We start from the raw sequence: 12,130 nt of genomic DNA, 5'->3' as shown, positions 1-12,130 counted from the left end.
CGTCGGCCCGCGCGGGGCCGTCGCCGGGCCGCGCGCCGCCCGCGCGGGGCCGCACGCCGGGGCCGGGGCGCAGGGTGGAGGCGACGGCGCCCTCGGTGCCCGTGCCGTCCGTACGGAAGCCGACGCGCACCGTGCCGGGCGCGCCGGAGTCAGGCCCCCGCCCGCCGACCGGTGCGAGGCGGCGGGCCCCGCGCCCGTCGAGGACGTCGGTCACGGTCGCCTCGCCGGTCCAGTGCGGGGTCATGCGCAGCCGTACGGCGCCCATGTGCGGGTCCGTACGGTCGGCGACGACGTCGTAGACCAGGTCGGTGGCGCGGCCGTCGGGAGCGGTCCAGGTGAGCGCGGTACGGACCAGGCCGCAGCGCAGGTGGAGGGTCTGGCGGTAGCGGGATATCCGCGCGGGCGGGGTGGCGGCGGAGAAGGTCTGCCCGGCCGCGGTCACGTCGAGTGCGGTCCAGGTCGGGATGGCGGCGGCGACCTGGCGGTTTCCGGCCGTGTGCGCGTCCCGCGCGTACAGCCCGGCGACGAGGGAGCCGTCGTACCGGGGCGTGTACAGCGGCCAGCCGGTCTTCTCGCCCGTGGCGGCGTATCCGGTGCCCTGCGGCGGCACGCGCTGGCCGAGGTAGCCGTTGCCGACGTACGCGCGGAAGGCGGCGTCCGGTCCGGAGGCGCCGGCGCGCGAGGACGACAGCGTCCAGCCCGCTCCGTCCGGCTGCCGGTCGCACGGTGCCGGGTGGGAGGCGGCCGGGGCGCCGGGGCCCGCGGCCTCCGGAACGGCCGGCGCGGCCGCGACGAGGACGGCCGCGAGGAGCGGGCCGGTGAGCCGGGTGGGCCGTGGGGGGAGCCTCATCCTTCTCCGCCGTGGGGTCGCCGGTGACGGTCGCGGCGACTGTATCGCGGACGGAACAGGGCCACCCCTTGAGCGTCGCCGCTCCTCGTGTACCCCGCGGCCGTCGGCGCATCCCTGCCCGTCGGCGCCGGTCAGGGGCAGCAGACGCGGGCCGGCGGCCCGGCCGGGCGGCCGGCCCCGCGGCGCCGGGGCGGAGCGCGGCGCGCCCTGTCCGCCTTTCCGGGCGGCACGCGGGTGACAATGTCGCCATGCCGATACCTCGCTCCGCGCCCTCCCGCGCCGAACTGATCGACCATCTCGTCCGCACCCGGATCGCCGGGGACGTGGCCACGCCCCGGGCCAACAACCTCGCCCACTACCGCAAGCTGGCCAACGGCGACCGCCACTACTGGCTCGGTCTCGAACTCGGCGACCGCTGGACGGACGAGCAGGACGTGCTGGCGGTCATGGCCGAGCGCTGCGGCGTGGTCGACGACCCGGACTTCCGGGTGGGGCAGGACACCATCGACCCGGAGCTGACGGTCGGTGCGCTGGACCGGATGGCGGCGGCGCTGCGGAAGGCGGCCGAGGACCGCAAGCGCGTGCTGTTCGCCACCGGTCACCCGGGCGGGCTGCTGGACGTGCACCGGGCCACGGCCGCGGCGCTGCGGGCGGCCGGGTGCGAGATCGTGGAGATACCGGGCGGTCTGACGGCCGACGAGGGGTACGTGTTCCAGTTCGCCGACGTGGCGATGCTGGAGCGCGGCGCCACCCTGTGGCACACCCACTCCCCCGCGCCGATGGCCGCGATCCTCGACGCGCTGGAGCGGGAGGGACGGCCGCTGCCGGACCTGGTGGTCGCCGACCACGGCTGGGCCGGGTGCGCGGGGCAGCGGGGCATCGACGCGGTGGGGTACGCCGACTGCAACGACCCGGCGCTGTTCCTGGGCGAGGCGGAGGGCACGCTGGCGGTCGTGGTGCCGCTGGACGACCACGTGACCAACCCCCGCTTCTACGACCCGATGACCGCCTACCTGCTGGACGCGGCGGGGCTGTCGGACAGATGACTCCCGGCCCGGGCGCGTCCGCGTCGTACGGGCCCGAGCCGGGCGCACCCGCGGCTGCCGGGCGGCTCTCCGGCGGCCTCGAAGGCTTCGGCGGTTGGGTGGCTTGGTGGCCTGGGTGGCTTCAGCGGCGGGCACGCGGGATGCGCACCACGCCCTCCTGCACCACGGACAGGGCCAGCTGCCCGTCGGCGGTGAAAATGCGGCCCCGCGCGAGGCCGCGGCCGCCTGACGCGGACGGGCTCTGCTGGTCGTACAGCAGCCACTCGTCCGCCCGGAACGGACGGTGGAACCACATGGCGTGGTCGAGGCTGGCGCCCACCACGTCGCCCACCAGCCAGCCGCCGCGGCCGTGCGCGATGAGGACGGAGTCGAGCAGCGTCATGTCGGAGACGTAGGTCACCAGGCTGGCGTGCGTGAGCGGGGTGTCGGAGGCGCCGTCCAGTTTGCCGTTGATCCGGAACCAAACCTGCGACTTCCCCTCCCGCTGCTCGCCGATGCTGCCGAATGGCGGCGGATTGACGTACCGCAGGTCGACGGCGCCGCGGGCCTTCAGGACGCGCTCGACCGTGTCCGGCAGCGGGAACAGGTGCGCGTACCGGGGCAGCAGTTCGGCCGCCGAGGGCAGCGACAGCGGGTCGGGTACGGGCGGCATCGGCTCCTGGTGCTCCATTCCCTCCTCGTGTACCTGGAAGGACGCGGACAGGTGGAAGATCGGCTGCCCGCGCTGGACGGCCACCACCCGGCGGGTGGTGTAGGAGAAGCCGTCGCGGATGCGGTCCACGGTGTAGACGATGGGCACCGTGGGGTCGCCGGGCAGCAGGAAGTAGGCGTGCAGCGAGTGGACGGTGCGGTCGTCGCGGACGGTACGGCCCGCGGCGGCCAGGGCCTGGGCGGCGACCTGCCCGCCGAACACGCGCGGCACGATGATGGCCGACTGGTTGGTGCCTCGGAAGATGTCCTGGTCTATCTGTTCGAGATCGAGCAGATCGAGCAGGTCGTGAAGTGCCTCTGTCATAGTCCAGGGAGTGTTGCAGACCTGTCTGAACGGTCGGATGGCCGGGCGTCCGCCGTCGGCGGACGCCCGGCCCGGGCCGCTCACAGGCCCATCGACTTCGCGATGATCGTCCGCATGACCTCGCTGGTGCCGCCGTAGATGCGGTTGACGCGGGCGTCGGCGTACAGGCGGGCGACGGGGTACTCCATCATGTAGCCGTAACCGCCGTGCAGCTGGAGGCACTTGTCGATGATCCGGCCCGCGGTCTCGGTGCTGAACAGCTTGGCGGAGGCGGCGTCGGCGGGCGTGAGCTCGCGCGCGTCGTGCGCCTCCAGGGCCCGGTCCACGACCGCCTGCACCGCGTCGAGTTCGGCCTTGCAGTCGGCGAGAACGAACTTGGTGTTCTGGAAGTGGGCGACCGGCTTGCCGAAGACGGTCCGCTCCCGCACGTAGTCCTTGGCGAAGTCCACGGCCGCGGCCGCCTGCGCGTACGCGCCGATGGCGATGCCCAGCCGCTCCTGGGGCAGGTTGTGGGTCAGGTACTCGAACGCCCGGCCCTCCTCGCCGAGGCGGTCGGTCACCGGCACGTGGACGTCGGTGAACGACAGCTCGGCGGTGTCGGTGGCGTGCTGGCCGAGCTTCTCCAGCTTGCGGCCGACCGCGTAGCCCTCGCTCTTGGTGTCGACCACGAGGATGGAGATGCCGCCGCGCCGGTCCTCCGGGCTGGGGGGCGCGGTGCGCGCGCAGACCAGGACCCGGTCGGCGAGCGCGCCGCCGGTGATGAAGGTCTTGGCGCCGTTGAGGACGTAGTGCGTGCCGTCCTCCGACAGCTTCGCGGTGGTCCGCATGCCGGCCAGGTCGGAGCCGGTGCCCGGCTCGGTCATGGCGATGGCGGTCATCATGTCGCCGCTGACGAAGGGCGGCAGCCAGCGCTGCTTCTGCTCCTCGGTGGCGTACTTGAGCAGATACGGCAGGCACAGCGCGGTGTGCACGCTGCTGCCGCCGAAGCTCACTCCCGCGCGGGCCAGCTCCTCGGTGATGACGGCGTTGAACTTGAAGCTCTTCTCGCCCGCGCCGCCGTACTCCTCGGGGACCTCGATGCCGAAGACGCCCAGCTCGCCCAGCTTCTTGTAGAAGTCGCGCGGCGGGTGGCCGGCCTGCCGCCACTGGTCGAAGTGCGGGGCGACCTCGGCCGCGATGAAGTCGCGGATGGTCTGCCGGAACGCCTCGTGGTCCTCGCTGAACACCGTGCGCCGCATGGTGCGCACCGCCCTTCTGTGCGGCCGGGCGGCCCCGCCGGGGAGGCGGCCGCTCGCCCTGGGATTGCTCGATCGATGGTCGCGGCGCCCGCCGGCCGGTCGCACGACACACCGACTAAGCGCTTGCTCAGTGAAGCTACCCGCGCCCGGCCGCCCTGTCCAGAGCCGTCCCGGGCGCGGGTTCCCGACCGGGCCGGGACCATGCCGCGAGGTCAGGGGCGAGCCGGCGCGGGAGCGGGAAGCACCGGCGCCGGGGAGCCGCAGGCGGCCTCGAACGCACCGAGCGCGAGACGGCGCAGCAGCGTGGCCATGGCGGCGCGGTCCGGCAGGGCGCTGCGGCGGCTGAGGTGCGGGGTGGAGTTGAGCAGCCCGAACACGGCGTGCACGCAGGCGCGCGCCTCCGCCTCGGCGGGCTCGGGGTAGACCGTGCGCACGACCTCGACCCACAGCTCCACGTACTGCCGCTGGAGGGACCGCACCAGCTTGCGGTCGCTGTCGCGGAGCCGGTCCAGCTCCCGGTCGTGGAGGGTGATCAGGGGCCGGTCGTCCAGGGCGAAGTCGATGTGGCCCTCGACCAGCGAGTCCAGCACGGCCGCCGGCCCGTGGCCCGCCTCGGCGGCCTCGGCCACCCGGCGCCTGCCGCCGGTCAGCAGGCGGCCGCTGATGCCGACCAGCAGCTCGGCCAGCATCGCCTCCTTGCCGGGGAAGTGCCGGTACAGGCCGGGGCCGCTGATGCCGACCGCCGCGCCTATCTCGTCGACGCCGACGCCGTGGAACCCGCGCTCGGCGAACAGGCGGGCCGCTTCGCCGAGGATCTGCTCGCGACGGGAGGGGGCGGGGGCTCGCATGCTCATGAAATCGATTCTAGACAGGGCGGTTAGCAGCCGTTAACCTGTGGGATGTAGTTAACGAGCGCTAACATGGGGGAGGGAGCTCGCAGCCATGGACCAGGCACCGGTGCTGGGCAGCACCGCCGACCAGGCGTCCGACGCCTGGCGGGCCAACGAGGCCGCGCACCGCGAGCTGGCGGCGCGGCTGCGGGAGAAGCTGGCCGCCGCGCGGCTGGGCGGCGGCGAGCAGGCCCGGGCCCGGCACGCCGCGCGCGGCAAGCTGCTGCCCCGGGACCGGGTGGACACCCTGCTGGATCCAGGCTCGCCGTTCCTGGAGCTGGCGCCGCTGGCGGCCGACGGGATGTACGGCGGCCAGGCGCCCGCCGCCGGGGTCATCGCCGGAATCGGGCGGGTCGCGGGCCGCCAGGTGATGGTCATCGCCAACGACGCCACGGTCAAAGGCGGCACGTACTACCCGATGACGGTCAAGAAGCACCTGCGCGCCCAGGAGGTGGCGCTGGAGAACCGGCTGCCGTGCGTGTACCTGGTCGACTCCGGCGGTGCCTTCCTGCCCATGCAGGACGAGGTCTTCCCCGACCGGGACCACTTCGGACGGATCTTCTACCACCAGGCGCGGATGTCGGGAGCCGGCATCCCCCAGGTCGCGGCGGTGCTCGGGTCCTGCACGGCCGGCGGGGCGTACGTGCCGGCGATGAGCGACGAGGCCGTGATCGTGCGCGGCCAGGGCACGATCTTCCTCGGCGGGCCGCCGCTGGTGAAGGCGGCCACCGGCGAGGTGGTCACCGCGGAGGAGCTGGGCGGCGGCGAGGTGCACTCCCGGGTCTCCGGCGTGACCGACCACCTGGCCGAGGACGACGCGCACGCGCTGCGGATCGTGCGCACGATCGTCTCCACACTGCCGGAGCGCCGCCTGCCGCCGTGGCCGGTGGCCGCTCCCGAGGAGCCCGCGGTCGACCCCGCGGGGCTGTACGGGGCGGTGCCGGCGGACCCGCGCACGCCCTACGACGTGCGGGAGGTGATCGCGCGGCTGGTCGACGGGTCGCGGTTCGCCGAGTTCAAGTCCGAGTTCGGGACGACGCTGGTGACGGGCTTCGCCCGCATCTGGGGCCACCCGGTGGGCATCGTCGCCAACAACGGCATCCTGTTCTCCGAGTCCGCCCAGAAGGGCGCACACTTCATCGAGCTGTGCGACCAGCGCGGCATCCCGCTGCTCTTCCTGCAGAACATCTCCGGCTTCATGGTCGGCCGGGCCTACGAGGCGGGCGGCATCGCCAAGCACGGCGCCAAGATGGTCACGGCCGTGGCGTGCACGCGCGTGCCCAAGCTGACGGTCGTCGTCGGCGGCTCGTACGGCGCGGGGAACTACTCGATGTGCGGGCGCGCCTACTCCCCCCGCTTCCTGTGGATGTGGCCGAACGCGAAGATCTCGGTGATGGGCGGCGAGCAGGCCGCGGCCGTCCTCGCCACCGTCAAGCGCGACCAGCTCGCGGCGCGCGGCGAGGAGTGGAGCGCGCCGGACGAGGAGGCGTTCCGCGCCCCCATCCGCGCGCAGTACGAGACGCAGGGCAGCGCCTACTACGCCACGGCACGGCTGTGGGACGACGGCGTGATCGACCCTCTGGAGACCCGCACCGTGCTGGCCCTGGCCCTGACCGCGTGCGCCAACGCGCCCCTGCCCAGCAGGGCGGAGGCCGAGCCCGCCGCCTCCGGCTACGGCGTCTTCCGGATGTGAGGGGTGAGGCTGTGAGGAGGGGAGCGATGTTCGAGGCCGTCCTGGTGGCCAACCGCGGCGAGATCGCGGTCCGGGTGATCCGCACGCTGCGGCGGCTGGGCGTGCGCGCGGTCGCCGTGTTCAGCGACGCCGACGCCGGGGCCCGGCACGTCCGGGAGGCGGACACGGCGGTGCGCATCGGGCCCGCGTCCGCCGCCGGGAGCTACCTGTCCGCCGAGCGGCTGCTCGACGCGGCCGCGCGTACGGGCGCCCAGGCCGTGCACCCCGGCTACGGCTTCCTCGCCGAGAGCGCCGCGTTCGCCCGGGACTGCACCGCCGCGGGGCTGGTGTTCATCGGCCCCCCGGCCGATGCCGTCGAGCTGATGGGCGACAAGATCCGCGCCAAGGAGGCGGTGCGCGCGGCGGGCGTCCCCGTGGTGCCCGGCTCCACCGGCAGCGGGCTGACCGACGACCAGCTCGCGCGGGCCGCACGGGACATCGGCCTGCCCGTGCTGCTGAAGCCGTCCGCGGGCGGCGGCGGCAAGGGCATGCGGCTGGTGAGCGCCGAAGCGCGGCTCGCCGAGGAGATCGCCGCCGCGCGGCGGGAGGCCCGGGGCGCCTTCGGCGACGACACCCTGCTGGTGGAGCGCTGGGTGCAGCGGCCCCGGCACATCGAGATCCAGGTGCTGGCCGACGGCCAGGGCGGCGTGGTCCACCTCGGCGAGCGCGAGTGCTCCCTCCAGCGCCGCCACCAGAAGATCATCGAGGAGGCGCCGAGCCCGCTGCTGGACGCGGGCACGCGGGCGGCCATGGGCGAGGCCGCCGTGCGGGCGGCCCGGGCCTGCGGGTACACGGGCGCGGGCACGGTGGAGTTCATCGTGCCGGGCACCGGCCCCGGCGCGGCCGGGGGCGGCGAGGGGCCCGACTACTACTTCATGGAGATGAACACCCGCCTCCAGGTCGAGCACCCCGTCACCGAGTTGGTCACCGGCGTGGACCTGGTGGAGTGGCAGGTGCGGGTCGCGGCCGGGGAACCGCTGCCCTTCAGGCAGGACGACGTGACGCTCACCGGGCACGCGGTCGAGGCCCGCATCTGCGCGGAGGCCCCGCGCCGGGCGGGCGACGCGGTGGACTTCCTGCCCTCGGCGGGCACCGTGCTGGCCGTGGGCGAGCCGGAGGGAGAGGGCGTGCGCGTCGACTCCGGCCTGTCCCCCGGCGCCCGGGTCGGCACGGCCTACGACCCGATGCTGGCCAAGGTGATCGCGCACGGCCCGGACCGCCCGACCGCCCTGCGCCGCCTGCGGGCCGCCCTGGCCCAGACGGCGGTGCTGGGCGTGGAGACCAACACCGGCTTTCTGCGTCGCCTCGCCGCCCATCCGGCCGTCGCCGCGGGAGACCTGGACACCGGCCTGGTGGACCGGGAGGGGCACACGCTGGTGCCCGGCCGGATCCCGGACGAGGTGTACGCGGCGGCCGCGCTGCTGCGACAGGCTGCGCTGGAGCCGTCCACGCCCGGCGGCGGGCAGGCCGGGACGGGCGGGACGGGCGGAGGCACGGGGCCGGGCGGGACGGGCGCGGGCCCCGGGCCGGGCGGATGGGTGGACCCGTTCTCGGTACCGTCCGGCTGGCGGCTCGGCGGCCAGGCCGCGTGGACCACACACCACCTGCGGGTTCCGGGCCACGAGCCGGTGCGGGTCCGGGTGCGGGGCCTGGCCGCGGACGCGGAGGTCCGCGTCGAGCGACCGGAGGAGGCGGCAGAGGCCGCCGGGGCGGGCGGCTTCCCGCCGGTCCGGGCCCGGCTGGGCTCCGGACGGCCGGGAGCGACGGGTTCCACCACGGGGGACGGCCCGGCCAGGGGCATTCCCGCGTCCCCGGCGATCCCCGCTCCGACCGTCTCGTTCGTGGCCGCCCCCTCTCCGGCCCTCGCCTCTCCGGCCCTCTCGGCCGCGGCTCTCCCCTCTGCGGCCGACCCCGGTCCGTCGTCCGGCGCGCCGACGGGCGGACTGAGCGCCACGGGGCGCGTCACGGTCGAGTTCGACGGCGTCACCCACACCTTCCTCGTCGCCCGCGCGCCGGACGGCGCGTGGCTCGGGCGCGACGGGGACGCCTGGCACGTCACCGGCCACGACCCTGTGGCGGCGGCCCTGCGCGGCGGCGCGGCGGCCGCCCACGCCGGGGCGCTCACGGCGCCGATGCCGGGCACTGTCACGGTGGTCAAGGCGGCCGTCGGAGAGAAGGTGACGGCGGGACAGAGCCTGCTGGTGGTCGAGGCGATGAAGATGGAGCACGTCGTCCGCGCTCCGCACGACGGGACCGTCACCGCGGTCGAGGTGGCCCCCGGCAGCACGGTCGCCATGGACCAGCCGCTGGCCGTCGTCACCCCGCTCGACGCCCCGACCGGGCCTGACACCTCACCCGGTCCTGACGCCCCGGCCGGTCCTGACGCGTCACCCGGCCCTGACGCCCCGTCCGCGGCGGACGTCATGGCCGGGCCTGNCGCGTCACCCGGCCCTGACGCCCCGTCCGCGGCGGACGTCATGGCCGGGCCTGACTCCCGGGCCGATCCCGGTGCGCCCGGCCGGCCCGGCGCCCCCGCTGATCCCGGCCGGCACCGCACCCCCGGCGGCTCCGGCCAGTACGGCGCCTCAGACGAACCCGGCCGAACGGGCACCGCCGCCCGGCCAGGCGCCGCTGCCGAGCCAGGCCCTCCGGCCGGGTCGGCCACTCCCGGTGGGCCCGGTGCCGGGGCGGGTCTCGCCGCCCCCGCCGAGTCCCGAGCCCGGTCCGAGGGAGGTGCGTGATGACGGCGATCCGCACCCTCCCCATGGCCGTCCCCGCTTCCGGTCTGCCCGGCCGGGTCCGCATCCACGAGGTGGGGCCCCGGGACGGGCTGCAGAACGAGCAGGCGGTCGTACCGGTGGAGGTGAAGGCCGAGTTCGTACACCGGCTCGCCGACGCGGGGCTGACCACCATCGAGGCCTCCAGCTTCGTCCACCCCCGGTGGGTGCCCCAGCTGGCCGACGCCGAGGAGCTGCTGCCGCTGCTGTCGGACGTGGCCGCCCGACTCCCGGTGCTCGTGCCCAACGAGCGCGGCCTGGACCGCGCGCTCGCGCTGGGTGCGCGGGAGGTGGCCGTATTCGGCAGCGCCACCGAGTCGTTCGCCAGGGCCAATTTGAACCGGACGGTGGACGAGGCGCTGGAGATGTTCCGGCCGGTGGTCGCCCGGGCGCGGGCGGCCGGGTGCTTCGTGCGCGGCTATCTGTCGATGTGCTTCGGCGATCCGTGGGAGGGCCCGGTGCCGCTGGAGCGGACCGTGTCGGTCAGCCGCCGGCTGGTGGACCTGGGGTGCGACGAGCTGAGCATCGGCGACACCATCGGCGTGGCCACTCCGGGCCACGTGCGGGCCCTGCTCACCGCGCTCGGCGAGGCAGGCGTCCCCGCCGACCGGGTCGCCGTCCACTTCCACGACACCTACGGCCAGGCCCTCGCCAACACCCTGGCCGCGCTGGAGCAGGGCGTGACCACCGTGGACGCCTCCGCCGGCGGCCTCGGCGGCTGCCCGTACGCCAAGAGCGCCACGGGCAACCTCGCCACCGAGGACCTGGTGTGGATGCTCGACGGTCTCGGCATCGAGACCGGGGTCGACCTGGACCGTCTCACCGCCACCAGCGTGTGGATGGCCGGCCGGCTGGGACGGCCCAGCCCGTCCCGCACCGTTCGCGCCCTCTCCCAGAAGGAGACGTGAAGCCATGTCCCTCGACCACCGCCTGTCCTCCGAACACGAAGAGCTCCGCCGCACCGTCGAGGAGTTCGCGCGCGACGTCGTCGCTCCGAAGATCGGGGAGTTCTGGGAGCAGCACCAGTTCCCGTACGAGATCGTCCGCGAGATGGGCCGGATGGGCCTGTTCGGCCTGCCCTTCCCCGAGGCCTACGGCGGCATGGGCGGCGACTACCTCGCGCTGTGCCTGGCCATCGAGGAACTGGCCCGGGTGGACTCGTCGGTGGCGGTGACCCTGGAGGCCGGGATCTCGCTCGGCGCCATGCCGATCTTCCGGTTCGGTACGGAGGAGCAGAAGCGGACCTGGCTGCCCGCGCTGTGCTCCGGGGAGTCCCTGGGCGCCTTCGGCCTGACGGAGCCGGGCGGCGGCTCGGACGCGGGCGCCACCCGCACCACGGCCCGGCTCGACACGGCGACGGACGAGTGGGTGATCAACGGCACCAAGTGCTTCATCACCAACTCCGGCACGGACATCACCGCGCTGGTCACGGTCACCGCCGTCACCGGCCGCACGCCGGACGGCGGCCCGGAGATCTCCTCGATCATCGTGCCGTCGGGCACGCCCGGCCTCACCGTCTCGGCCCCGTACTCCAAGGTGGGGTGGAACGCGTCGGACACCCGGGAGCTGTCCTTCTCCGACTGCCGGGTGCCGGGTGCCAACCTGGTGGGCGAGCGGGGCCGGGGGTACGCCCAGTTCCTGAGCATCCTGGACGAGGGCCGGATCGCGTTCGCGGCCCTGGCGACGGGCCTGGCCCAGGGCTGCGTGGACCAGTCGGTGGCGTATGCGGGCACGCGCGAGGCGTTCGGCCGCCCCATCGGCGCGAACCAGGGCATTCAGTTCAAGCTCGCGGACATGGACACCCGGGCGCACACCGCCCGCCTGGCCTGGCGGGACGCGGCCTCCCGGCTGCTGCGGGGAGAGCCGTTCAAGCGGCAGGCGTCCATCGCCAAGCTCTACGCCTCGGAGGTGGCGGTCACCAATGCCCGGGAGGCCACGCAAGTGCACGGCGGGTACGGCTTCATGAACGAGTATCCGGTGGCCCGGATGTGGCGGGACTCGAAAATACTGGAGATCGGGGAGGGCACCAGCGAGGTGCAGCGCATGCTCATCGCCCGGGACCTGGGCCTGCGGGCCTGAGATCGGCAGCGTTCCTGCCCGATATCGGGCAGGAATATTGCGGAGCCGACCGCAGGGCCGCAGTATCGACGAGTGTCCGATCGCCTTATGAGCCAGACGTCACGATTCGCCGGCCCGCACGAGGAGCTGCTGGACCACCTGGTGCGCAGCACGCCGCTGAGCCGCGGTGAGGCGGCCCGCGTGGTGTGGGACGTGCTGGCGTACTTCGGCGAGACGACGGAGGAGTTCGTCCGCCGCCGCCACCGCGAGCTGCAGTCCGGAGGATTGCGCAACCCGGACATCTTCCAGCGGATCACGGCCGAGCTGCCGCACCGCGCGGTGGCCCCGCCCGACCTCTCGCTGCGGCAGCTGCGGCGCGTGGTCTACGGCTGAGGCGGCGCCGCGGCCGCAGACCCGGCTCGCGTGCCCGGCGCGGCTCGCGGGCCGGGCGACCGGAACCCGCGGGCACCCGGCCAGGGCCCGCGGCCGCCCCGGCCCACCCAGGACCGGGGCCGGGGCCCAGG

Annotated in this window: 9 protein-coding genes and 1 pseudogene; 6 read left to right on the top strand and 4 right to left on the bottom strand. The window is 74.8% G+C overall.

All coding sequences use genetic code 11. The features are described from left to right. Positions 1-850 (bottom strand): annotated as a pseudogene (locus RKE29_RS22340) (haloacid dehalogenase); the annotation flags it as partial. 248 nt (positions 851-1,098) lie between these two features. On the opposite strand from RKE29_RS22340, the gene RKE29_RS22335 reads away from it, so the two are divergent. Next, positions 1,099-1,896, top strand: a complete 798-nt coding sequence (locus tag RKE29_RS22335; RefSeq protein ID WP_312007338.1) for a phosphatase — start codon at positions 1,099-1,101, stop codon at positions 1,894-1,896. Between the two features lie 121 nt (positions 1,897-2,017). On the opposite strand, the gene RKE29_RS22330 is transcribed toward RKE29_RS22335, so the two are convergent. The 3 genes from RKE29_RS22330 to RKE29_RS22320 all read right to left on the bottom strand — a co-directional run bounded on the left by RKE29_RS22330 (position 2,018) and on the right by RKE29_RS22320 (position 5,003). After that, positions 2,018-2,911, bottom strand: coding sequence for an acyl-CoA thioesterase II (locus tag RKE29_RS22330; protein ID WP_312007337.1), 894 nt, complete (start codon positions 2,909-2,911; stop codon positions 2,018-2,020). 80 nt (positions 2,912-2,991) lie between these two features. Beyond that, complete coding sequence (locus RKE29_RS22325; RefSeq protein ID WP_312007339.1) at positions 2,992-4,149, bottom strand: acyl-CoA dehydrogenase family protein; 1,158 nt, start codon at positions 4,147-4,149, stop codon at positions 2,992-2,994. Positions 4,150-4,361: 212 nt separating this feature from the next. Then, on the bottom strand, positions 4,362-5,003 hold the full coding sequence (locus RKE29_RS22320; protein ID WP_312007336.1) for a TetR/AcrR family transcriptional regulator: 642 nt from the start codon (positions 5,001-5,003) through the stop codon (positions 4,362-4,364). Positions 5,004-5,091: 88 nt separating this feature from the next. On the opposite strand from RKE29_RS22320, the gene RKE29_RS22315 reads away from it, so the two are divergent. From RKE29_RS22315 to RKE29_RS22295, 5 genes are all read left to right on the top strand, one after another. Then, complete coding sequence (locus tag RKE29_RS22315; protein ID WP_312007334.1) at positions 5,092-6,732, top strand: carboxyl transferase domain-containing protein; 1,641 nt, start codon at positions 5,092-5,094, stop codon at positions 6,730-6,732. A 26-nt stretch (positions 6,733-6,758) separates the two neighbouring features. Continuing rightward, positions 6,759-9,512, top strand: coding sequence for a biotin carboxylase N-terminal domain-containing protein (locus tag RKE29_RS22310; RefSeq protein ID WP_312007333.1), 2,754 nt, complete (start codon positions 6,759-6,761; stop codon positions 9,510-9,512). Beyond that, a complete protein-coding gene (locus RKE29_RS22305) occupies positions 9,512-10,456 on the top strand; it encodes a hydroxymethylglutaryl-CoA lyase (RefSeq protein ID WP_312007332.1) in 945 nt (314 codons plus the stop codon). The genes RKE29_RS22310 and RKE29_RS22305 overlap by 1 nt, the downstream gene beginning before the upstream one ends. Before the next feature lie 4 nt (positions 10,457-10,460). Next, entirely contained in the window at positions 10,461-11,627 is a 1,167-nt protein-coding gene (locus RKE29_RS22300; protein WP_312007331.1) for an acyl-CoA dehydrogenase family protein, read from the top strand. An 87-nt stretch (positions 11,628-11,714) separates the two neighbouring features. Then, positions 11,715-11,999, top strand: coding sequence for a hypothetical protein (locus tag RKE29_RS22295; RefSeq protein WP_312007329.1), 285 nt, complete (start codon positions 11,715-11,717; stop codon positions 11,997-11,999). The last annotated feature ends 131 nt before the right edge of the window (positions 12,000-12,130 follow it).

Source organism: Streptomyces sp. B1866 (assembly GCF_031932565.1).
Classification (GTDB): domain Bacteria; phylum Actinomycetota; class Actinomycetes; order Streptomycetales; family Streptomycetaceae; genus Streptomyces.
This window is presented reverse-complemented; position numbering and strand designations above follow the sequence as displayed.